Origin of the sequence: Mesorhizobium neociceri (genome assembly GCF_013520985.1) — a bacterium.
Lineage (GTDB): Bacteria > Pseudomonadota > Alphaproteobacteria > Rhizobiales > Rhizobiaceae > Mesorhizobium > Mesorhizobium neociceri.
On record NZ_JACDTY010000004.1, the window covers coordinates 37,837 to 60,812 of the forward strand.

The 22,976-nt window shown below is 57.9% G+C and carries 21 protein-coding genes and 1 pseudogene; 10 read left to right on the forward strand and 12 right to left on the reverse strand.

What is annotated here, in order from left to right:
* Positions 1-92 precede the first annotated feature (92 nt).
* Positions 93-1,631: a trimethylamine methyltransferase family protein gene (locus H0241_RS10400; RefSeq protein WP_181057335.1), complete on the reverse strand. Its 1,539-nt coding sequence runs from the start codon at positions 1,629-1,631 to the stop codon at positions 93-95.
* 9 nt (positions 1,632-1,640) lie between these two features.
* On the reverse strand, positions 1,641-3,743 hold the full coding sequence (locus H0241_RS10405) for an oxidoreductase (RefSeq protein WP_181057336.1): 2,103 nt from the start codon (positions 3,741-3,743) through the stop codon (positions 1,641-1,643).
* Between the two features lie 1,873 nt (positions 3,744-5,616).
* Here H0241_RS10405 and H0241_RS36355 point away from each other — a divergent pair.
* A pseudogene (locus H0241_RS36355) lies at positions 5,617-6,311 on the forward strand (DUF6119 family protein).
* A gap of 143 nt (positions 6,312-6,454) precedes the next feature.
* Here the strand turns inward: H0241_RS36355 and H0241_RS10420 are convergent.
* Positions 6,455-6,658, reverse strand: coding sequence for a hypothetical protein (locus H0241_RS10420; protein ID WP_181057338.1), 204 nt, complete (start codon positions 6,656-6,658; stop codon positions 6,455-6,457).
* A 457-nt stretch (positions 6,659-7,115) separates the two neighbouring features.
* Between H0241_RS10420 and H0241_RS10425 the strand changes: the two genes are divergently transcribed.
* The 3 genes from H0241_RS10425 to H0241_RS36125 are packed head-to-tail and all read left to right on the forward strand — an operon-like array spanning position 7,116 to position 8,583.
* A complete protein-coding gene (locus tag H0241_RS10425; protein ID WP_181057339.1) occupies positions 7,116-7,985 on the forward strand; it encodes a hypothetical protein in 870 nt (289 codons plus the stop codon).
* A gap of 11 nt (positions 7,986-7,996) precedes the next feature.
* A complete protein-coding gene (locus tag H0241_RS10430; RefSeq protein ID WP_181057340.1) occupies positions 7,997-8,197 on the forward strand; it encodes a hypothetical protein in 201 nt (66 codons plus the stop codon).
* 44 nt (positions 8,198-8,241) lie between these two features.
* Entirely contained in the window at positions 8,242-8,583 is a 342-nt protein-coding gene (locus H0241_RS36125) for a DUF982 domain-containing protein (RefSeq protein WP_181057341.1), read from the forward strand.
* 4 nt (positions 8,584-8,587) lie between these two features.
* Here H0241_RS36125 and H0241_RS10440 read toward each other — a convergent pair whose 3' ends face one another.
* Genes H0241_RS10440 through H0241_RS10455 form a run of 4 tightly spaced genes read right to left on the reverse strand, consistent with a single transcriptional unit; the run spans position 8,588 to position 9,578 of the window.
* Positions 8,588-8,851 (reverse strand): hypothetical protein, encoded by a 264-nt coding sequence (locus tag H0241_RS10440; protein WP_181057342.1) that lies wholly within the window; start codon positions 8,849-8,851, stop codon positions 8,588-8,590.
* Positions 8,841-9,161: a hypothetical protein gene (locus H0241_RS10445; RefSeq protein WP_181057343.1), complete on the reverse strand. Its 321-nt coding sequence runs from the start codon at positions 9,159-9,161 to the stop codon at positions 8,841-8,843. The genes H0241_RS10440 and H0241_RS10445 overlap by 11 nt, the downstream gene beginning before the upstream one ends.
* 16 nt (positions 9,162-9,177) lie before the next feature.
* The gene (locus H0241_RS10450; protein WP_181057344.1) at positions 9,178-9,387 is read right to left on the reverse strand and encodes a hypothetical protein; all 210 of its coding nucleotides are present in this window, start codon (positions 9,385-9,387) and stop codon (positions 9,178-9,180) included.
* Between the two features lie 11 nt (positions 9,388-9,398).
* Positions 9,399-9,578, reverse strand: coding sequence for a hypothetical protein (locus tag H0241_RS10455; RefSeq protein WP_181057345.1), 180 nt, complete (start codon positions 9,576-9,578; stop codon positions 9,399-9,401).
* Positions 9,579-10,213: 635 nt separating this feature from the next.
* On the opposite strand from H0241_RS10455, the gene H0241_RS10460 reads away from it, so the two are divergent.
* Positions 10,214-10,906, forward strand: coding sequence for a class I SAM-dependent methyltransferase (locus H0241_RS10460; protein ID WP_181057346.1), 693 nt, complete (start codon positions 10,214-10,216; stop codon positions 10,904-10,906).
* Positions 10,907-10,949: 43 nt separating this feature from the next.
* Here the strand turns inward: H0241_RS10460 and H0241_RS10465 are convergent, their stop codons facing one another.
* Both H0241_RS10465 and H0241_RS10470 read right to left on the reverse strand, forming a co-directional pair.
* Complete coding sequence (locus tag H0241_RS10465; protein ID WP_181057347.1) at positions 10,950-11,657, reverse strand: SOS response-associated peptidase; 708 nt, start codon at positions 11,655-11,657, stop codon at positions 10,950-10,952.
* 6 nt (positions 11,658-11,663) lie between these two features.
* Complete coding sequence (locus H0241_RS10470) at positions 11,664-12,335, reverse strand: toll/interleukin-1 receptor domain-containing protein (RefSeq protein WP_181057348.1); 672 nt, start codon at positions 12,333-12,335, stop codon at positions 11,664-11,666.
* A gap of 1,650 nt (positions 12,336-13,985) precedes the next feature.
* Between H0241_RS10470 and H0241_RS10475 the strand changes: the two genes are divergently transcribed.
* Positions 13,986-14,381 carry a hypothetical protein gene (locus H0241_RS10475; RefSeq protein ID WP_328824647.1) on the forward strand — a complete coding sequence of 132 codons (396 nt, stop codon included), beginning with the start codon at positions 13,986-13,988 and terminating at the stop codon, positions 14,379-14,381.
* 20 nt (positions 14,382-14,401) lie between these two features.
* Here the strand turns inward: H0241_RS10475 and H0241_RS10480 are convergent, their stop codons facing one another.
* Both H0241_RS10480 and H0241_RS10485 read right to left on the reverse strand, forming a co-directional pair.
* Positions 14,402-16,585 (reverse strand): KAP family P-loop NTPase fold protein, encoded by a 2,184-nt coding sequence (locus tag H0241_RS10480; RefSeq protein WP_181057350.1) that lies wholly within the window; start codon positions 16,583-16,585, stop codon positions 14,402-14,404.
* A gap of 175 nt (positions 16,586-16,760) precedes the next feature.
* Entirely contained in the window at positions 16,761-17,354 is a 594-nt protein-coding gene (locus tag H0241_RS10485; protein ID WP_181057351.1) for a hypothetical protein, read from the reverse strand.
* A gap of 576 nt (positions 17,355-17,930) precedes the next feature.
* On the opposite strand from H0241_RS10485, the gene H0241_RS10490 reads away from it, so the two are divergent.
* Positions 17,931-18,689, forward strand: a complete 759-nt coding sequence (locus tag H0241_RS10490; RefSeq protein ID WP_181057352.1) for a hypothetical protein — start codon at positions 17,931-17,933, stop codon at positions 18,687-18,689.
* A 129-nt stretch (positions 18,690-18,818) separates the two neighbouring features.
* Here H0241_RS10490 and H0241_RS10495 read toward each other — a convergent pair whose 3' ends face one another.
* Positions 18,819-19,190, reverse strand: coding sequence for a hypothetical protein (locus tag H0241_RS10495; RefSeq protein ID WP_181057353.1), 372 nt, complete (start codon positions 19,188-19,190; stop codon positions 18,819-18,821).
* Between the two features lie 62 nt (positions 19,191-19,252).
* Between H0241_RS10495 and H0241_RS10500 the strand changes: the two genes are divergently transcribed.
* The 3 genes from H0241_RS10500 to H0241_RS10510 are packed head-to-tail and all read left to right on the forward strand — an operon-like array spanning position 19,253 to position 22,607.
* On the forward strand, positions 19,253-20,827 hold the full coding sequence (locus H0241_RS10500) for a recombinase family protein (RefSeq protein WP_181057354.1): 1,575 nt from the start codon (positions 19,253-19,255) through the stop codon (positions 20,825-20,827).
* Positions 20,824-21,720, forward strand: a complete 897-nt coding sequence (locus tag H0241_RS10505; RefSeq protein WP_328824648.1) for a plasmid partitioning protein RepB C-terminal domain-containing protein — start codon at positions 20,824-20,826, stop codon at positions 21,718-21,720. Before H0241_RS10500 ends, H0241_RS10505 begins: the two co-directional genes overlap by 4 nt.
* Entirely contained in the window at positions 21,717-22,607 is an 891-nt protein-coding gene (locus H0241_RS10510) for a plasmid partitioning protein RepB C-terminal domain-containing protein (RefSeq protein ID WP_181057355.1), read from the forward strand. The genes H0241_RS10505 and H0241_RS10510 overlap by 4 nt, the downstream gene beginning before the upstream one ends.
* Positions 22,608-22,976 lie beyond the last annotated feature (369 nt).

A 22,976-nucleotide genomic window follows, 5' to 3' on the forward strand; every position in this document is an offset into this window, starting at 1 on the left:
GCTGCTAATCTCCCCCCTTGAGGGGGAGATGTCCGGCAGGACAGAGGGGGGTGCCCAGGCGCCACCCTCAAATCGGTGTCGAACTCGCGCACTCAATTCAGCGGCGACCCACCCTCGCGTTTCCGCCGCTCCATATAGTCGCGCAGGGCTTCGTCGATGCCGGGATCGATCGGCGGCTGCTCATACTCGGCGACCATGCGCTTCCAGACGACGTTGGCGCGTTCGCGCGCCGTCACCTCGCCGCGCTCTATCCAGGTATCGTAATTGTCCCAGTTGGACACCAGCGGCGAATAGAACGCCCGCTCATAGCGCTGCATGGTGTGCTCGGCGCCGAAGAAATGCCCAGCCGGGCCGACCTCGCGCACCGCTTCCAGCGCCAACGTATCGATGTCGACAACCGGCGGGTCGAAATAGGCGCACATCATCTGCAGCATCTCGGCATCAATGACCAGTTTCTCGAATGATGCCGTCAGCCCGCCGCCGAGCCAGCCGGCCGCATGCAACACCAGGTTTGCGCCGCCCATCAGGCAGCCCCACAACGACATGGCGCTCTCATAGGCCGCCTGCGCGTCGACCGAATTGGCGGCGGTGACATTGCTGGAGCGAAACGGCACGCCGATCAGCCGGCACAGCTGACCGGTGATCTGCGCGGCTTGTGTGTATTCGGGCGTACCGAAAGCCGGCGCGCCGGTCTTCATGTCGACATTGGAGGTGAAGCCGCCATACATCACCGGTACGCCGGGACGCACGATCTGCGTCAACACGATGCCGGCCATCGCCTCGGCATGCTGCTGCGACAGCGCGCCGGCCAGCGTCACCGGGCTCATCGCGCCGGCCAGTGTGAACGGCGTGATGACATTAACCTGGCCATGTTCGGCCAGCGCGATCAACCCTTCGGCCATCGGCTCATCGAGCTGCAGTGGCGAGTTGGTGTTGATGATGCCGGTGAACACCGGCATCTCCTGCGCCAGGTTTTCGCGCGTCGTGCCGAGCGATATCGCCACCATTTCCAGCGCGTCGATGGCGCGTCCGCGGCCAAGCGCCTGCGGCTGCCAGTTCTTGTCGAGCAAAGTGATCTCGGCATAATAGAGGTCGAGATGGCGTGTGTTCTGGTGCAGGTCGAGCGGTTCGAACGGCCCGCCGCCTTCCTGATGCAGCACGTTGAACGACTGGATGAGTTTGAGATAGTCGCACATCTCGGCATAGGTGCCCGGCCTGCGGCCGCGATCGTTGTCCATGACATAGGCCGGTCCGCCGACCGACGACAGAATGCAGTGTTTCCCGCCGACCTTGACGTTCTTCGCCGGATTGCGAGCCCGCAGTTCGAACGAGGACGGCGCCATGGCGACGCGCTCCATGACCATGGCACGGTCGAAGCGCACCCGCATCTCGCCTTCGTCGACATCGCAGCCCGCAGTGCGATAGAGCTGGCGTGCCTGCGGCTGCAGCACGCGCATGCCGATCTCCTCGATGATGGTCAGGCCCATTTCGTGGATTGTCTGCACCTGGTCGGCCGACAGGATCTCGATCGGCGCATAGGGCCGCGTCAGCTGCTTCCACGGCCGCTGTTCGATACCACCGATCTCGCGCTGCGGGCGGCCGGGTCTGCGACGTGCCGGGATGCGCTCCATAATTTTCTCCTATTCGGCAGCCGTGCGCATATCGAAATCCGCCACTGCATCGACGATGGGCGTATCGCGGCGGTAAGGCTGCCAGCGGATTTTTGTGCCGATCTCCTGAGCAAGCTTGTGGCCGCTATGCACCGCATGCGCGAGGGCGCCTGGGGCCAGCGTGTCGCCGATGCGATCGACATTGCGGATGCCGGCAGCCGCCAGCGCGTCCGCCCGTAGCGTCAGCGCCTCGAACAGCTCGCCGCGCGGCAGCCTCAGCCCGACGATCAGCACCGAGCGGCAGGCCACGCGGACCTCTTCGCCGGTGAACAGATGCGCCAGCGTTGCCGTCTCGCCGTCGAAGGATTTCAAGAGATGCAGCGTCGTCACCGGCACCTTGCGCCGGGCCAGCGCCCGGTGCACCAGCGGCAATTCGTTGGTCATGATCGTCCAGGCGGAAGCCTGACCGGCGGGTGTGACATAGCTGACCGGAATGCCTTGTGCGGCCAGATGCTCGGTCAGCACGCCGCCCATGTAATAATTGTCGAAATCGAAGACCAGCGTCGGCCCTTGCGGGAGGCGGCCAGCAGCGATGTCGTCGGGCGTGAACACACCGGGATGGTCGAGCCGGCCGACCGGAATCTCCATCGAGGAATAGAGCATGTCGGTCCAGCGCGCGCCGGTCGCCAGCACCACGCGGTCCGGCGCCAGCTCGATGATCTCGTCAGCGCCCAAGACACTCTCGGGATAGAGCGAGACGTTGCCCATCTCGTTGAGGCGCCCGAGGCGGTAGTCGACGACGCGGTTCCAGGCCGACAGACCGGGCAGCGTCCTTTCGAAGGCCAGACGTCCGCCGAAGCTGCGGCTGCTGTCGGCGAGCGTCACCTCATGGCCGCGGCGGCCGAGCGTCAGCGCGCATTCCAGCCCGGCCGGCCCGCCGCCGACAATCAGGATGCGCTCCGGGCTGTCGGCACGGTCGGTGCGTTCGGGGTGCCAGCCGCGACGCCATTCCTCACCGGCGGTCGGGTTCTGGGTGCAGCGCACCGGCACGCCGTCATGCCAGCTCGAAATGCAGATGTTGCAGCCGATGCATTCGCGGATTTCGGCCTCGCGGCCCTCGCGAATCTTGGCCGGCAGAAAGGGGTCGGCGATCGACGGCCGTGCGCCGCCGATGAAGTCGAGCACGCCGCGCTTGATCTGCAACACCATCGTGTCGGGCGAGGTGAAGCGGCCGACGCCGACCACCGGCTTTTTGGTCAGTGATTTGACGAAATCGATCACCGGCTCGTGGCTGCCTTCGCCGCTGAAGCGCGATGCCGAACAGTCGGTCGGGCTGGAATCCATCTTGACGTCGAAGAGGTCCGGCAGGTCGGCGAGCAGTTCGACCAGCTCGTGCGCTTCGGAGGGCTGGTTGCGGCCGGGCCGGTCGCGCAGTTCCTCGAGGCTGACGCGCAGCGCGACGCCGCAATCCTGGCCGACGGCATCCTTGGTGACCTCGATCATCTCGCGCACGAAGCGCACCCGGTTCTCGATCGATCCGCCATAACAGTCGGTGCGATGATTGTATTCCGGCAGCAGGAACTCGTAGCCGAGATAGCCCATGCCGGCATAGACGTAGACCACGTCGAAGCCGGCCGTACGCGCCTTGCGTGCCGCCTCCGCCTGGCATCGCAGCACTTCGCGTATGTCGGCCTTGTCCATGGTCTTCGGCCGCAAATTGCCCATGAAGCCGACATGCGTGGCCATCCAGGGAATTCCCGACGGCGACAGTGGCGGCAAGCGACTGGTCCTGTTCATGACGGATGCGCCGCCATGCCAGAGCTCTACGCCGGCAAGCGAGCCATGCCGGTGCACAGCCTCCGTCATCAGCGCATGGGCGCGGATGTCGTTGTCATCCCAAAGGGTGGCGAAAGGCAGTGGTGAATCGTCCGAGCTCGGATCGATCGAACAGGCGCCGGTGCAGATCACGCCCCAGCCGCCCTCGGCCTTGGCTTCGCGAAAGGCGGCGCGAACGCGCGGCAGCGCGTTGGTCATGCCGCTGGCGTGCGGCACCTGGTAGAAGCGGTTCGGCGCAGTGACCGGCCCGATCCGCATCGGCTCGAACAGGATTTCATAGCTGGGATTACACGGCATCGGGGCTTCGCAAATATGCTTGTTGAACGATCGTACAACAAGCATATTCGCTCGATGGGCAGAACGCAATGGCCGGCGGGAAGCACCTCCTTGTTAGGGGCGGCTGCGAACCGTAGGTGAGACGTGCACTCGACAGACCGAAAAAGATTGCACTAGGCCGAGGGTCGAAACTGTTATCAGTGCCAACGTTGGAACAACCTATTGGCGGGCCTTAAGGTGGGTCTCCGCGTAACAGTTTTCTATCGAACCCCTTCGACCGCTTCGGGATTTGCCGCAGAATTATTTATTCGGAACTATTTCAGCGCATGCTAATTGAAACAACCCTCATTCGACCGATACTTCGCCTTGAGCGAAGGCTACAATTGGCATCGTGGGGCCGGCTTATAGGAAAAACAGACTTGTGACGCGCACCCTTCCCTCCCATGCGTTCCGCAATCCTGCAGGGGCGATATATTCAGCTAATTTAACCGCGCGGTCGGCCTTTCGGTCCTGGCGAGCTTTCCGCCGGGTGTGCGCACAATCTGGCGGATCGCTGATCTTTCAGCCAAAGGGACTTCTTTTTTATTGCCAGTAGCTCAGCTCGATCGCCGTCATCAGTGGTCGCTTGGCCCAGCTTCGTAGCAATCGCGTAGTCGGCTCTGTTCGTTCGATAGTCTTCCTTTTGCACAGACATCGTTACCTCCCCAAATCGGCGCGGGCGCTTCCCTCCTTTGGCACCGACGGAGATCAACTAGCTGCCGGTTCACCGCGCGAGTCTAGCAATTGAGGATTGTATTAAAATGATACAGACCGCAGGAGCAATCGCGAGTGGAAGCCGACCTTCGAGAGAGGGCTTAGGGGACTTCAGTCTTAGTTGAGCTATCGCTAATATGCCGGTAGCTTGGGCAGTGCGGGAAACCCGAATAGCAAACGTCCATGGTAGCATCGGGCCTGTTCGCTGTATCGTCGGAAGGCGTCCTAAGTGCTCTCAACTGTATTGCGGGAAAAGCTGGTTTGCGAATGCGGTCGCACCGGGTATTTGAAACTACGAGAAGACGCTCAGCCCCTCAGCGGCACTTGGGAATCCTACAGCTTGGAGGGTTTCGAGGGCGGCAGCCTGACGATCACCAGTTCCGGAAATATTCCGGGCGACAAGTTGGCCTATCTCCGCCCTTTGTGTCCTCAATGCAGTCAGTGGGGCAAGGTGAAGTATGCCAGCCGTGCCTGAGTCCGCAACAGGGAAAAGTTGGGTCCCTCAGCAGCTTGGCCCCGCACTTCAAAGCGGAACAGCCTATTGGCGGGACTTAAGGTGGGCCTCCGCGTAACAGTTTTCTATCGAATTGATTTTTATCAGTTTTATTGAAAAACTGGCGGGTGAAGCGGGATAGAACTAAGAACATCGAATTATGGTGGGATATCAATCTGTTACGGTCTGATCTCCAGCGGCGCACGCCTGCTCAGCGTCAGTCAGAAGAGATTATCCGGCTCCACACAACGGGCTTTGGGCACAAGCGGATAGCCAAGCAACTAGCCCTCAGTAATGGCGCGGTCTATAGAATCCTTAATAAGGCAGGTAGGGTCGGTATAAGAAGAGCAAAGCCATCATAACGATATAGGTCGTCGCCGCTGCCCAAGGCTCTAAACCTCCTGAAGCTAGAACATCCTGAGCGGCGACGACCAGCATCGCCGCCAGCAGCGGTGACTAGGAAGTCGTCGGATCACGTTGCAGAACACAAGGATTCCGTGACATGAGACGCAATTGCAGAAGATGCGTTTGGTGAAAGCCCTGCCCATACTTCTGCTCCGGTCGTTCGTCATTGACATGCCCTCCCGTGTCCTTTCTGTTACCTCAGCTAGAAGAAACGGATCCTTGATCGCGCGCCGGGGGGGCCGCATGGCAAAGAGCAGGTCTCTCTCAATTTACCTTCTCAAGGAAGGTTTCGACGCGACGAATGCGCTGCGCGAGGATCATGCGCTCGATGACGATATCGGCGCGCAGGGCTTGCCGGAGGGCGCAACGCTGTTCGTGCTTGATAGCGACCCGCGCCCACCCTGGTGGAAGTCATACTTCGGCGTCGACAAGAACCTGATGCACGTAACAAAGGGTGCGCTTGTGTTCCTGCCGGTCAGTAACCGATGCTTCGCGCTATCATTCGGCCACGTCGCTCATAACCTCATCGACTCGAGCTACGAATATGACTTCGGGCTTCGGATCACGCTGAACAGCCTCGACCGCTCAAACTAAAAAACACCGATACGCTCGATCCTGGAGCCGCTAAGCGCCAGCGCGCGCAGCTCCCCTTCGAATCCGAACTGACGATTTTCGATTTCGACCATGATAGCTCAATCGTGCGTAGCCTGACCGGGAAAGTCCGCGACGAACACAAGGAACTGTTCCGTCACGCCACGGGCGGTAGCAGTCTGCGCATCAGCACGGATACTGAGGCCGATGGGCTGGTGAACCTGTGCGAGACTCTGCTCGACCTGTACCGGAGTGAGGACTACAAGGCCGGAAGATCGTCCTTCTATTTCACACAAAGTTTCAATTTTTTGAATCCTGTAACGTGTTCCTGGAATCCTGAACGTTGAAACTGTCCGGTCCTTAAGAATGCAGATCGGTGTAACATCCAAACTTTCTTCGCCGGGTTCATTATAGCGGAAAAGCCCGTCGCCCAAGAGGAGCATCGCAGCTATCGGTCGTGTTTTCGAGGGGTCACACGTGGACCGTGCCGTCATTCGGTCTTCGGCGGAACTTCCCTCTTGATCTCTGCCGATGTCGAGGTGTCGGCCTTGTCGACGCTCGCTGTCTTCGTCTGCGTGTCGACCGATGCCGATGCCTGTACCTTCGAATGTCCGGGGCAATCCGCGGAAGCGGCAGATAAGGATAGGCCCAGCGCGGCAGCGACAGCGACAGCGACAGCGAGGAAAGTTTTCATCGTCTTCTCCTCATTCGTTGATGACGCAGCGTAACCTGTCTGGTGCCGACCACAAAATCACATTTCAACTCTAGGCCAAAGGGTGCGTCTCGAGACCTGGTCCGGTCGACTCCACGTACCGCCGTGAACCAATTGCGCACATTTTTCCAATCGAAAATATGGGGGTCGTCCATGGGCAGATCGGGGCAGCCATGCAGCTGCACACGATCGGTACACGCTTGCGGCACTGGCATCGCTCGTCACCGCCTTATTGGTCAGACATCTGACGCGTGCTGCGCGGCGGGTGATCGCTGAACCCGGCTGCAGCGGAGCGCGGCCCTTGCGGCTGGACGAGGCAACATAGGACACAGACAAACTGAAGTGCCGAAATAGCGATTCCTGTGGAACCCAATCTTTTTGCTAGCGCTGTTTTGTTTGTAGAAATAAAAGTCCGTCAGGGACGGGAATCAATTTTACTTTGCCCAAAGCATTGGCAACATCGCAAGACAGCCAGCCGATAGAGCTTTGGCTTTCGGACGGCTATGGACGCGGCTACCGATTTAAGCGCTATGCTTGGGGCTTCTATTACAACCGGATTCCGCGCGGCTTCCGAGTAATAGGGATGACCCACTGGCTAGCGAAGACTGGCCTGGCATCATCTGCACCCGCAGTCGCATTTTTTTATGGGTCTGTTGGTGCTGCTACAGCAGCTGTAACGGCAGCCGCTATCTTTTTGGCGAATTCGGTTGTCACTGTCCTCGACCGCCTTTCCCAAGAGAAATCATCCGGCACGGGCCAGGCTCAAACCGAACTGATGGTTAGACTTGGCGATTTGCTGACCGGCATGAAGGGGGGACGTGCAGTTGGCCAAGCGGATAGAGATGACGCCATCAGAGCTTGCTTGGGGATTTTGGAGAACTATGCTCGTTTGGTTACGCGCTCAAAGAAGGGAGATATCTCAGTCTCCCTCGTACTTTTTGCGGGCAATAGCACCACTCGGATGAAGGTGAGGCATAGAAATCCAGGAAACGAGCGTCCGACAAATAGGGAGTTCGACGCTACGCACTTGATGGGATTTCACGCATGCAAGCGTGGCACCGAACCCCGAGTGGTGCATGATTTGAAAAAATTCGGGGGCAAAAGCATGGTAAGCCCCACGCAAACTACGGTGAACTATCGTTCGATCTTTATGATTCCGGTGGTGACTCGGCGAGGGGAGGCGGATGAAAAGATCCGAGGGTTTATCTCGATTGATAGTCCTCGCCCGTATGCATTTTACGGGAACCGATCAAGTGTGCTAGTAGTTACGTGTGAGCCTGTTCTCAGTCGCATCAACGAACTGATATAAAGGGCACAAAGATGGCTGCTTCGATGCAGAATATTGGAAATTTGCCGCCCGCCTCCAGACACTCGCGCCGACTCGAAGAGTTGAGGGAATCCGCTGCCGAGATTCGGAAGCGTCATGTCGATGGGAAAATTTCAGCCTTGGAAGCTGCGAAGGAGCTCGACAGCTTGACCAAGAAATACTCCAATTTTCTTGAACGATTGCTGGACATTTAGGCAATCAACCCCTCCGCCGCTATGCTGGTTGATCCCAGCACTCCATGACCTTGGCCCGCTGCCGAAAGGTGGCGCGTCCGACCGGCGCGCATCATGGCCCGAGCAATCTTCATCCATCATCGGCGCGCCTTCCGCCAACCCATTGGTTCTCCCCTCCCGTCCCTGTTAGCGGCGAACAGACGGGTATGACCCACATGGTCAACACCGTCGAGGCAGCCTCCGAGCATCTCCTTCAGTGGACCAAACGTGGCCCCAAATGGAACCAAGCGGTGCGCGCCTGCATGGCCGCCCTGGCTGACCAAGCAACACCTCAGGAGGTCAGGAGGTGCTTCAGGCTCGCTGCTATGGAGGAAGGGAAGTTGGTCGGTGCGGCTGAGAAGGCTTGAGCCACTATTCCATGTCAGGCACGTCGCCGCCTACAAAGAGTGTCGTCGGTTCGCCGTATTCACCAAGCGAGGGGTTCGCATCACGCGACCATGCAATGACACCGGCATGTTTCCCCGCCAAGCCTTTCGCGGTCCTTATCGCCCGATCTTCCGTCTGCTGCTCGGCAGGCCCAAAGACAGGCTGAAGGTCGCCGGTCTCATCGCGGTCGAAGGCGGTGACGACTATTAGCTTGGGCGTCTTTTGCTGAGGCATCAAGTTATCCGACATGTAGGTCTTCTTTCCGCTGGACTAGAAGCCGGTTGAAGTTGAGCGGTGCAGGGGGAAGAACCTCGGCCATCTCGAATAGAGGCACCAATGGGACCTCCAGTTCTGGGGCTTTCTGCTTGGCCTTCAGGTCTGTGATTTCCTCGTCGCGTCGCGCAATTCGGCTTTCCAAATTGGCAATGCGCTCCGTCAAGAAATAGCGTCCAACGGCAAATCCGTCGCCTCCGCACAGCACAGCAAAGGTGGCAAAGGCTGCTGGATTGGCCACCACCAGCGCAGAGTTACTCTGAATGAAAGAGATAAGGTCATGCATCGAGCGCCCGCCACTTTCACCCCAACACAGGCGGCGTAGGGTCGAAGCTGATCGCCACGAGCCCCGGATACCTGTGAGCGAGCGCAAGGATTTGGGTCTCAAGCTCGCAGTTGTAGGCCATAAGCGCCTTCACGGTCTCAAGGGGGCTTTCGTAGCGGGCGATGAGCTTCTCTGCTTCGGAGTGCAATTCAGCTTTCGATTCAGCGTCTAGGTGCATCGTGGCCATTGCGGTCCCTGCTAGCGTGTCGCGCGGCGCGGCGTGGTGAGCGCGTCAAGCTGGTCCTGAAGCCGCCCGTTGAGAACGATCATTTCCTTGAGCGCCTTCATCACGTCCCCCTTGTGTACGGCAACGAACTTGTCGGCGACGGCTTGAAGGGCAGCCTCTTGCCGGCTGCCCAGTGTCACAATGTGGTCCATGGCGATCACTCCAAACGCTGCATGGCCAACAGTGAACAAAAAGAGAACATAAATGTCAAGAGCGGATTGACCGGGAGAGGAATGAGTTCCTACTTTGGGTCATGCCTGACACTGGTGGAAGACGAAAGCGCGGCGGCGAATGGAAGCTCAGCAATGCCCATGAGATAGGGCAGCTTGTGCTGGTCCGCTGTGGGCTGTGCAACGTCAAGCGTTGGTACCTACCGGGTGACCTGAGGGAGATCTTTGGGGACATTGAGGCCGAGCTGGTGGGAGGCAAAATGAGCTGCAGACGGTGTGGCAAGAACGAGTACATACTTGCCGAGACGCAAAACCCGTCAGCCCGAGAACGGCAGGGCATTCGGGTTACGCGGCTTGCAGAAATCAGGATCGTGCGGCGGGTGGTCTGGCGGGACGAGGGATGATGGCGGCTGCTTTCGACCCTGCCAAGGCGACGCCTTCTCGGGTCACGTCCAGGCGATAGAGATTGACTGCTCCAGACAAGAGGGGGACAGTCTTTGAGCTGTAACTAATAGACAAGTGGCCCTGACCCTCTGGCCAGCGGCAATCGGACTGGCGTCCGAAGTTACTGAGCGCAGCACTTCCGGCATGCGAAATGTTCGTCATAAGGAGGGTCTATGAAGTCCGACCAGGAACTATTCGCCAAAGGTCTTGCCACATACCAGAAGGTTGTAGCGGCGAACTACATGGCCCACAGGGAGGTCCATGACATGCTGCGCCGAGTTCTGCTCGATGAGGCTGCCGATGGCTTCGTCTTTGCCGATCTCGCCTGCGGCACCGCTCCCAGGTCGGCAGCCGCATTGGCCGGCAGTAACGTCTCACGCTACGTTGGCATTGACATATCTCAACCGTCGCTCGACGTTGCGAAGAAAGCCCTTGCCGCTCTCACCTGTCCGGTCGAACTGCGCTGCGAGGATTTCGTAGCGGCCATCGATCGCTGGAAGGGCCCGCTCGACGTTGTCTGGATTGGCCAGTCACTGCACCACCTCCTTGCACAGGATAAGGTGGCCTTTATGCGCAAAATCAACAGCCTGCTGTCACCGGGTGGTCTTTTCTTGATCTGGGAGCCGACGCGCCTTGAGGGTGAGGACCGCGACGGATGGATGGAGCGATTTCATCAGCTACGGCCGGATTGGGGAGCGATCTCGGACGAGGAGTTCGCGGCCTTCGAGAGCCACTGTCGTGCGTCCGACTATTCTGAGACGGCCACGACTTGGATTGACATGGGCCGCAATGCTGGCTTCACAACTGCGGATGAACTGATGATGGTGCCGAACAAGCTGGCACGCGTTTACCGTTTCCGTCACTAGTTTCAACAAAACTGCTGGCGAAGTGTGCCTGTTCCCACCCGGCCTAGAACAGTGAGCCCTGAGCCGGTGCCTGCTGCGGAACCTTGATCTGCGTGGCGGGCTTCTCGACAATCACAAGGGCGTCGTCCGGCGCCGTGCGCTGTAGCCGCTTTGCCTCCGACCACGGCGCTGTCAGCCACGTCTCGGTCTCCTCTTGCGTCCTCAGGATCACCGGCATGGCCTTCTCGTGGATCGGCTTGATGAGGGCGTTAGGCTCGGTCGTCAAGAACCCATAGACCTCGTGATCGCCGGGACCGTCCTTCACCTTGCGCACCCCATGCCAAGGCGTCCAAACGCCCGCAAAGAAGAACAGTGGACGGTCTTCGTTCAAGGCAAACCAGTAGTTCCGCTGAACACCCGTCTCGGGATCCTTGTCATTCTTCTCTTGGCTCGGCTCGGCAAAGCTCGTCACTGGAACCACACAGCGATGCTCTACGCCAAGGTATTGCTGCCAATAGGCAAGGTGGGTCTTGCGCACGTTGGTGGTGCCGTAATCGGCGTTGCCCTTCACATGCTCTACAGGCGTCGGCATCCCCCACAGCAGATTGGCAAGCTCGCGTTGCCCGTCCGACGCATTGCGAACTACAGGACCGGGAGGCCGGTTGGGATAGATGTCAATGGACGGCTCAAGGTTGCCCAAAATGTCCCGCAAGGTGCTGGTCCACTGGCGGATGGCCTCTTGCGACGTGGTGAGGTTGTAGAGGTTGCACATTCGGCCTTAATTGACCTTCTTGCCTATCAAGTCCTGTGCTCTTGCTCGCACTGCTTTGGCAACCTCAGTCAAGGCGTCATCCCGGTCCGCCCAACTCGTTATCGCTTGGCCGTTCTTGGGTAGAGCTTGAAGCTCCCCAAACGCTTCATCATGCCAGAGACAGTTTCGAGCTATGATCGGGATCACCTCCGTTAAGCCCTGAGCATGTCGGCTTAGCGCATCCTTCAGTTCCACCTCATTGCAATATTCGGAATTGATGAAGTCAACACTGATCAAGAGTAAGACGATATCTGCCTCATTTAGCTTCTGTTTGATCGCAGCTGCCCATTTTTCTCCGGGCTTTATTTTGCCATCATACCAATGGTCAACCAAGCCAAGCTTGGTTATCGGCTTTAAGTGCGCCAACAGTTGCAACATGATGGTCTCGTCCACATGTGCATAGGAGATGAATACCTTTAACGCTTTGGGGGCGACTGCGGCTCCGTTTGCAAGACGAACCTTTCCTCCGGCACCCTGAGCAAGAGTAATCAACTTCTTCTCGAGCAGCGATTTTTTCGTTTGCTCATAACGTTCAGGCTTCCAGCCAAGTTGCGCGCGCATTGCATTGTTGGTGACCGCCTCTTCAGCGCCTCCGAGTTCCTTGAGTTTGTTTAGGAACCGTTCCTCAAATGTCGCCAAGTTGCCCCCTCAATATCTTATTATGTTGCATGGATCCCTTCGGATGATGTCACCTATGAGGTGAGGTTAGTCAAGCGGACGCCGGCACCATTCAGCTTTGCCTTGCCCAACGCCACGTGGCGCCAAGTTTTTAGAGTGACTCAGAGGAACCGATTGAGGTTTGATGGCGACCAAGACCGGTAGCAAGCTAACCAACTTTCGCTAGCGCCTTCTCAATCGCCCTTCTGGCCACCTCAAGTCGCGCCTCGTCACCACCATTTGCTTGCCTAAAGAGGCAGAAGCTGAGGACGCACCTTTAGGACGTCCGTAGGTTGGGAAGAGCATCGTCGCGCTGCCGGCAGCTTTGACGGCTTCCTTTGCGGCCTCCAGCGCGCCACCCATCAACGGCACGTTGCGCCGGGACACTCTATTCCTAATTCGCCGGTCGTCATGCCACTCGACCGTGATGTGCGGAATGGCGTCGTCAAGGTGACCCGACTTTTCCAGTTGGGCGGCCAGCCAAGGCAAGTATCGAGCGATCTGCCGTGCGTTGCGTGAGTACCAGATCCTGCTAGTTTGCAACTAGAACGTTACTAGTAACGGGGACGGACATGGCTGCACCTCAGAAGTCCACGAAAGATATGAAACCCGCGAGCACGGTGCACGTGCGTCGCGATGATAGAGAGCTTCGTGCCCTCGGCCTGAGAAAAATACGCGCTTACACATGGGATGAGCGGACTGCTGAAGCCGCCCGTGCGCGAAGGCACAGAAACAATCAACGCTCCATCGGATTGCGACAGATCAATGTCGTGATCCCAGACAGTGAAGACGCTCGGCGGGCGATCAAGGCGGTCGCGGGGAGACTCACGACGGAGCCGTCCACGGCAGCCATCCTCAGGGACCTGGCTGCCCAACCCGCGCTCTCTTCCTTCGCGAGGGGCCCGCAGATGGTACATTGGAATTCTCACGCGTATTGGTCGTTCGCGCTAGGAGCGGGAGTTACCGCGGCAGTGTGCTGGTTTGTCCTCGGTTAGAAATCTGACTCAAAGATCGTTTCGGCGTCTGGCGCTGATCCCAATACAGGACGTCGCTTTGCAGTTTGGCTATCGGCCCACAGACATCACCCTTGCAGCTACCTGAAAGAAGATGTCGGAAAACGACCACGCAGTTGGTTGTGGTTTCGCCAGAAGCGGACACCCCGATCGCCCCCGCTCTTGCCGAACCGCTAGCCGAGGCAAGAAAGAGGTTTCAAGCGAAAGTCGACGCTGAACGACGGAGCGAGCAAGAAGAAGACCGTGCACGTAACAACCGGTTCGAATGAGGACCAATCCGAACGGGCCGATGTAAGGCGTCCGGCCTCGCGAACCTCAAGCAGCGGCTGGCGCTTAGCGCTGCCGTCTGCATATAGGCGCATCGAGACTATCTGAAGTCCGACTAGGCAGCCGCCGGGCTTACGCGCGATGGCGAGCACCAGATCACGGAACTCCGACCCAGGTACGTTGTCGGTGGCACGGCCATACGCAAGATTGTAGTAAGTCGTGATGTGTGCCTTTCCTAGCTCAATCGCGCGATGCAGCCGCCCAAGAGCGAGCGCGTCAATCTCCACGTTTGCCTGCAGGACCGGGAACCAGGCGGCAAGGGCCGGGTGAGCGGGGTTTCCTTTTCGAGGCATTGCTAAAGTCCATATTCGACCTCTTCGGCATGCGGGCCCGCGATCCATTCCGCAACCGCGGCGAGCAGATCGATGGCAGTTTCGAACTCGCCAACGAGGTCTATCTGCTCGAAGCTAAATGGCTTAATGCGCCCGTCAGTGTCGGTGACCTTCATACCTTTCACGGCAAGATCGAACAGAAGGCGGCTTGGGCGCGCGGGCTGTTCATCAGCTATTCGGGATTCTCGGAAGATGGGCTCGGGCGGGGAAAGCGCATCGTGTGCATGGACGGCTTCGATCTCGGCGAGGCGTTCCGGCGGCAGATTCCCGTGAGCAGCGTGATCGAGCAAAAAGCTCGCCGAGCGGCAGAGACCGGTAGCTGCTTCGTCAGCGTACGGAATCTATACCCAGAATGATCAGTCGGTCGGTTCACCGACTAGAACGAGCGTGCGAGATCAATTGCGTCCTGCACCTCGCGAGCCTGCAGAGAGATCGCCGTATCCTCCACACTCACCAATGCTCTGATGCGTTCCGCAGCTTCTTCGAAATTCATAAATGCTGAGACGTTATCTTCTTTTAGAACACGGTATTCACGGTCGCTGAATACCGTCCCACGGAGCTCTGATAGCAGCCGCACGAAAGCCAGATCTTCCTGGATGACAGTAGCTACCCATGCGCGTACAGCCTCCTCTCCTTTCAAGTCACGCCACCCCCATAGGAAACGTGATGGCTTCGGAAGGTCGAGAACATTCCCATCGGAAACGACTTCCTCGATGCGAATCCCCAGTGTGGATCGCGCACGATTGATTTCGTCATTTGCCAGCACTGGGTCATTGGAAATGTGTCCACCGTCCCCTGCCTCACCCCGCGCGAAGAGCTCGGTGCGAATAAACTCCCCCACGAGCCAATTGATTGCTCGCCCATTTTCGAGTGCTTCCGAGAGCACGACACCCACACCTTCGGGGTCGCCACTTCTTAGGCGCCGAAGGATCGCCCACGCAATCGAAGCTGCTCGCTGTTCGTCTGAACCGAGGAACGGTATCCACGGACGCCCAAGACGCAGAATGTCGTCCATTACGTTTGCGAACGCTAAGAGAACCCCTTTAAGTTGGGCAAAGCTCATGCGCTCAATTGCGCTGTCGTCCATTCGATCAAGAACATGACGGAGCCAACTGCCCCCTACAGGCCGTTGCGTCTCCGCATAGTATAGAATCAATCGCTCTAACTCGTTGCGGTCGGAGCCAGCTGCATGGAGAAATGCGTTCCAGTCCCTGTCGCTCATGACGGTTTTGGGGATAGCGAAGGCAAAGTACGCGCGTGAGTGGATAGGACTCCCGAGCCGCTTGCGATCTATCATCGCGTTCACTTCGCGTGCAGTCGAACCCCCGAAGACTCGTTTCTCAGCGTTCTCGTCCCTCGATAATCCGGGCACGATACCACTAAGCGTGTAGATTGAGTTTGAGGAAGTGTCGTCGTCTGGAAGAACCTCGTATAGCTTCGTGCCGAACCGCGCACGCTCCACTGCGCTGATCCGACCCGCATTCGTCACAAGTATCGAACGAACACCAAGATACCCCTCGAGCCAATCATACAGATCGCGACGTACGATCTTGTAGATTTGGACTCGACAGACATCTGGGTAGTAAGTATCGAGCCGCGAGGCGTGCCAAGCGAAGCGTACTGCGTTGGTGACGAGTGTGACCTCCCGCGGGGTGTTGAGAAACGCTCCCGCGCTGTCGATCGCGCGTTCAAGGTCTTCCTGAACCACCTTATTGGAGGAAGCTCCTTCGAACTCGCCATAAAGGGAGAGCAACTCCTCGCGGAGCTGAAGGCGAAGATCGAATGGCTCGAAGGCAGGCATTGGTAGGGAGAGCTGAACGACTTTTTGTAGGTACCGCGCGCCGTCCTTAACGCCGAGACTTTGCTCAAGGGCATGGGCGAGGACATCCCTATCGTAGCTGAGGACGTACACGACGCGAGGAAAGTCGGCCACAGACCTGACAACCCTCACAACCTCCGCTGCCTGCGTGGGCTCCAATCGGTCGAGGTCATCAATGACAACGACAAACCGCAGTCCGCTATCGGCAATGCGTTTCCGGATCGCGGCCTTCAACTCTAGAAGGGTCCCCCCGCCAATCACGCTTTCAAGCGCGTCAGTCGCGAGCTTCGTTGCCCTTTTGGCCATGCTGCCGCCGGGAAGGAGATCGCCAGCAACATCGAGCACTGCGGCACTCCCCCGCCCAGCAAGAATAGCGTACCTCCCGATCGTCTCCTTAAATTCCTTCTGCTTTGCCTTCTTCTGGGTTTCCTTGTTCTCGGCATCAAGTGCCTCGCCGAGTTTGGCCAACAACTCGGTTGACAGTCCGACTCGATCTCCTTGTAGCCAAGGGGCAAGCGTGATCGTGCGCAAACCTTCGATCTTCGCATGACGAAGAGTATGATCGAGAAACTCGAGAAGGGTTGTCTTACCAACTCCCCACTGCCCTTCAATTCCGACGACCAACCCTTCGCCGGTTGTCGCGTGGACAATTGGACCCGCCAGACGACTGGAAAGCTCCACGAACCCATATTTGTCATCGTCAGGATTGGAGAGGGGGCGGTCTGAATTGGGCAGGTGCATTTGACTATCTTAGATCGTCGTTGTTGAGAGCATGCCAATTATTTCGCGGTGACCGTACACGAGCGGAACAGATTGCAGATTGCTTTGCGCCTCTACTGATCACCTTCAGGCCAGCGAAAGTCGCCATTCGTTCATCGTTACGACCCATGGCAGCGTCCGCCATGCAGCCGACGGCTTAGATTCTCTTGCGTGGTAGTTTCCTCGGGCTCGCTACGCGCCATTGGAACTTGGGAAATCTATTGAGATGGTAGTCGATGGCGTCAGACGCAAAATCGCGGAACGTGTTGTCGTTCCAAAGCGCGACAATGCTGTTCCGCTTTATCCGGCGTGACTGCCGCGACCTGTTACTCGGGTCTTCGTAGACCCAGCCCAGATACGCATCGAGTTTCCCCCACTCGCCCTTGCGAAGGTGTCCGTGCGGGATCGATGGAAAAAAATCGTCATCAAAGGGATGGACGCCCGCAGTCGTTATTAAGTGAAGGTAGCCGTCTTCGTCGGGGCCGACTTCGGTCGTGCCCGCTCCACGGTCCGCGTCCGATGACCCCTCGTCGCCTTCGCCTTCCGAAAAGGATTCGCTGTTCAATACGAAGGTATGCTCGTTTAAAGTCGCCGCTGCGTATTGCGTTGCCGGGTGCTTCGCCGGGCCAATTCTCGCCAGCACGGAAAGTCGTTCGAGGTAGATCGTGTCTCCGATGATGTGGTGGTGGTGCGAGCCGATGATCAGACGCAACAGGTCGTCGGCTGCACGCGGCTTAAGATGTTCTGCCATGCTTGCGTCCCGGTCTGACGTGGTGATTAGTCATCAATCTGGTTACCAATGCTTTTAGCGATGCGCATGCGGATTTCTAGCTGAGTCAGCTTCTTCAAGTCGACGCCAGCACAGCCGGTGCGCGGGGCAGACTGTGAAAACGCACACTTCTGCAAGCTGCATGACTTGGCTGTGATGAGAAACAGTCGATCTAAGTCTGACTACCATTGGTGGACAATGTCCGCCTCGGCCAATCGCGCTCCGGAGACCGACAGGCAGCTTTCTGCCCAGATTGGTGCGCTTGGAATCGTAGCCGGGGTCCGCGATTGTCGCCGCCTGTGAGCCGTAGGTGTTAATATCGATATGGGAAGGACACCAATCAGCACGATTGAGAGGTCGCTTTTCTGCACGAACTGCGACAGGGGCGGGCCGATCAGACTTGAGATGTCCACAAGCTGCCAAGAAATTGAGTCGGTCGCCACGGATCCTTCACTGCGCACCGACATCGCGCGGGGTGTCCAATGCGGCAGCGAACCAAGTACGAATGAAACTTGTACCAACTCTCATCCGAATTAACCAGAGATCGGAAAGTTCGCCATGCCCGTGTCTCCACACCCTCGCTTCCTTCCTGGTGTTCCGGCTGATCACGTTCTGGATCGGCTGAACAAGGCCGGAGGAAACGAAGCAGGCAGTGGGAAATTGGACAGTCCTCAAAGTTCGGCTGCGCTCGCCATCAACGCTTTTGGCTGGTTTGTCGAACGGCCCGGATTGCTGCCGCCGTTTCCACAGCTTGAGGCGGGCTGGCCACCAGAATTGGTGGAAGTGGAATACTGCGCGCGTTTTCCGTGGTCGGGCGGACGGCATCCTTGGCTCGATGCCTTCGTCGAGACTGGTGCCTGCATTATCGGCGTGGAGTCGAAGCGTTTTGAGCCATTTCGCGATACGAAGACCGTCTCTCTGTCCGCCGCGTATGATCGCCCCGTCTGGGGCAATGGTATGAATCCCTACGAACGGATGAGAGACCTGCTGCGAAGCGGCGAAGTCTCATTCGTACACCTTGATGCTGCGCAGCTTGTGAAACACGCTTTCGGGCTCGTAACGGAAGCAACGCGAAGGGGAAAGCCCGCCATATTGCTCTACCTGTTTGCCGAACCGGAGCGCCTGGCCGGCCGAGTGATCGATGATGCCGCGACAAGACGGCACCGCACAGAAATAGACCTCTTTGCCAAGTTGGTGGCAGGAGCAGCTGTGAGGTTCGTGGCATGCAGCTACCGCGAATGGCTGGGAACGTGGGAAGCGTCTGACCTCCAAGTGCGCGGGCACGGCAACGCCATTGCGGCAGCATTCCGGCCATAGTCCTCTGAATCCTTGAGCGGAATGTTTGCCCTGCCGATGATCGATGGTTTCTGGCCTTCGCTTACTCCTCGTCTCGTCTATGACATTTCGTTCCTGCCACTAGTCATCACTGTCAGGCTTTGGTGAATGTCATGCATCAATCTGTCTGCCCTTGGAAGATAAGGCTTCCACGATCGCGGTGGCTCGAATGAGAGCTGCGCGCGCGGCCGAGAGTTCAATTGTCAATTCGAATCCTTCCTGATCGGCGAGTTGCATGATTGTCTTCATTACCGCCGTCGAATTCCTGGCCAACAGAATGAGGTGCAAACCACCTGGGCCATGATCTCCATTCAACCAATGCCTCGCGCTACGGTCACTGGCACCCGTCCAAGACATCACGGTTTTCGTCGCTAGTCGGCTCGTGCCGACCTCGGATGCCAATGCTTTTGCGATAGCCGCTGCATACATCACTTCGGTTGCGTGAATGGATTCTGGAAATTTATTGCCGCTTTTCGGAAACATATTTCCGGCTCCTTGAGCTAGAATCGTTCGCAGCTTCCTGCTTGCTCCGCACGTGGCCCGAGATGGTAATCAATTGGAACCAGACGGGCGGAAACGAAGCCCGGCACGCGCGTTCCAGGATTCGAGCCGCCCAATACGTTCGCATGTCGACCGAGCACCAGAAGTACTCGACCGACAACCAGGCGTCGGCGATACAACGGTATGCCGACGCACGCGGCTTCGAAATCGTCCGGACCTACGCGGACGAGGGCAAAAGCGGCTTACGTCTTGTCGGAAGGGATGCCTTGCAGTCCCTTCTGGGCGACATCGAAAGCGGCCGCGCGGACTATGCAGCAATTCTTGTCTACGATGTCAGCCGATGGGGACGCTTTCAGGACCCCGATGAAGCGGCCGCGATCGAGCTTAGATGCAAGCACGCTGGGATTCGTGTTCACTACTGCGCCGAGCAGTTCGAGAACGACGGCAGCATCGGCTCTTCCATCGTGAAAACGGTCAAGCGGGCGATGGCCGGCGAATACAGCCGCGAACTCTCCGTGAAAGTTTTCGCAGGCCAGGCTCATCTGATCCGCCTTGGATTTAGGCAAGGCGGCGCCGCTGGATACGGGTTGCGTAGGGTTCTTGTCGATCAGGACCAAAATCCGAAAGCGGAACTCGAACGAGGCGAACAAAAAAGCATCGCGACCGATCGAGTCATCTTGGTTCCCGGGCCAAAACAAGAGGTCGACACCGTACGAGAGGTCTATCGGAAGTTCATATCCGAGAACCGCGCCGAGCGAGAAATCGCCGAGATTTTGAACGCTCGTGGAATCCTGTCAGACCTCGGACGGCCTTGGACGAAGGGGACGGTGCATCAGCTCCTGATCAATGAAAAATACATCGGGAACAACGTGTGGGCACGTACGTCCTTCAAACTCAAGCAGTCGCATGTCCGAAATCCTGAGGACGCCTGGGTACGAGCCGACGAGGCGTTCGAAGCGATCGTCGACAAGGATTCCTTCAGCCGGGCACAAGCGATCATCGGAGCAAGGTCGGATCGTCTGTCGGACGAGAGCATGCTGAACCTCCTGGGCGCAATACTGGCGAAGAACGGTCACCTCTCCGGCATCATCATCGACGAGGCAGAGGACTGTCCCTCGAGCAGCTCGTACATGTCACGCTTTGGCAGTCTGCTGCGCGCCTATGCTCTCGTCGGGTTCGTTCCGGATCACGACTATCGATATCTGGAGATAAACCGCGCCCTGCGAAGGATGCACCCTCACGTGATGGCGGAAGTGATCGAGAGAATCAGGGCAGCAGGGGGAACTGTCGAACAGGATTCGTCAACGGACATGCTGACGGTGAATCACGAGTTCACCGCATGCATTGTGATCGTCAGATGCTTCCATACCGGGGCAGGTTTGCTTCGCTGGAAGCTTCGGTTGGATACGGCGCTGAACCCAGATTTGACGGTCGCCATACGCATGGATTCAAAAAACGCGAAGCCGCGAGACTACTACCTGCTTCCCCGTTTGGACATGCATACGGCCGTGTTGCGTCTTTGCGAGCACAACGGGCTATCCCTCGATGCATACCGCTTCGAGACGCTCGAAACCTTTTACGCAATGTCGGAACGAACCCCTGTAGAGGAGGCAGCATGATGACGGCGATGCCGGCGCAGCGAGTTGAAATGATCCCCGTCGACAGGATTGCAGTCGTCAATCCCAGAATACGTAACAAGCGGAGCTTCAGGGATATCGTCGACAACATTTCCGAGATCGGTCTGAAACGGCCGATAACCGTTGCCCGCCGCGCCGAGGCGGGCGGACCTTACTATGATCTGGTTTGCGGCCAGGGCAGGCTCGAGGCTTACAAGGCGCTTGGCCAACAGGAGGTTCCCGCTCTTGTCGTCGCGGCCGATCCAGAAGACTGTCTCGTGGCAAGCCTGGTCGAGAACTGCGCACGCCGAAAACACCACGCGATCGATCTTCTCAACGACATCGGACGCATGAAACAGAGTGGGCATAGTACTTCCGACATCGCCAGGAAGACAGGACTCACGGCGGAATACGTTCATGCGGTGGTCAGGCTTCTTGAGAATGGGGAGCAACGCCTTCTGCGTGCGGTGGAATCCGGTCACATTCCTTTCAGCGTGGCGCTCGATATAGCGGAGGCGGACGACCAGGATGTCCAGGCTGCACTCCAGAACGCCTATGAAAAGAACTTGCTTCGCGGGCGAAAACTCCTCACCGCGAAACGGCTAGTCGAACAGAGACGCGTTCAGGGCAAGCGGCTGAGGAGCAATCCACATTTGAAACCAAAGCAATTGTCGACGGAGGCCCTTGTCCGGGCTTACCAGCAAGACACTGATCGGAAGCGGATGCTGATCAGGCGCGCGCAGGCTGCCAGGAATCGTCTCATCTTTATCGCTGAAGCCATGCGCAGGCTGCTGCACGACGATGAATTCCGGGATCTGCTGTCCAAGGAAGGGCTGACGACCTTGCCCAAGAATCTGGCCCAGCGTCTGGATCGCCTAGAGGCATCCAATCCATGAGTAAGGTGGGCAAAACAGCTCTCGTCAAAATAGCGTTTGAGACAGCCAGCCTCCGCATTCCGATCAATGAGATATTGCCGCTCCGACAACTCACGCCTTCTGTAATAAAGTCGGTGAAGTATGCCCAGATAGCAGCTTCCATCGCCGAGGTAGGCATCATCGAACCTCCCGTCGTGGTCAGGGATGGCACCGATAGAAACCGCTTCCACCTGCTTGATGGCCATATCCGCATCGACATCTTGCGAGCGCGTGGCGAGGCCGAAGTCGTGTGCTTAGTGGCCACCGAAGACGAGGCGTTCACATACAACAAACGCATCAGTCGGATCGCCATCATTCAGGAACACAAGATGATCCTGAAGGCGATCGAGAAGGGCGTTTCGGAAGAGCGGCTCGCGCGGGCATTGAACGTCAACATAACCAGCATCCGCCACAAACGCAGTTTGCTAGAAGGCATCTGCCCGGAAGTCGTTGAATTGCTTAAAGACAGGCATGTGCCGATCAACACGTTCGGAGAGTTGAAGAAACTGAAATCGATCAGACAGATCGAGGCGGCCGAATTGATGATCGCGATGAACAGGTACTCGATCAGTTATGCGAAGTCCTTGGTGGCTGCGACACCTGACAGCCAGCTCGTCCGAGGCGTCAAATCCGTGAAGGGTCTAAGCCAGCAACAGATCGCATTGATGGAGGGCGAGTCCTCCACGCTCGACCGTGAATTCAAGGCGATTGAGCAGGATTATGGGAGCGATCACCTGGATGTCGTCCTAGCGACCGGTTATGTGGCCCGCTTGCTCGAAAACGCGAGGGTGGTGCGGCACATGGCCCACCGTCACCCTGACATTCTCGCGGAATTCCAGAAGATAACGGAACTGCAGAAAGTGGCATAACAGGAACACTGAACAATTGAGCGCGGGGACCGTGGGATGATCAGTTTTCGGACCCGCCGGAGACTAGCGCCTGAACAACGACGATGGGTTGATCCTGGTGCTAGGTCATTCGAATCCGAGAGATCCAACACGAGCGGGCCGAACCGCGCAGGAGCAGCAGCCTCCACAGAGTGCGCCGTTGATGGCGAAGGAGTCGTCCAACGGCTGCAAAATCAGGCAATATCGCTCGCACGGCAGCGCATCTTTCACGTTCCCCGCTAGGAGCATCACGGGAAGACAAGGGGCAGCGGTAGCGAAAGTGAACACTGGTTCTGCTGAGGCAGAGGCGCCGAGGTGATCCGCGCAGTGATGCAGGAGGTGCCTGAGGTT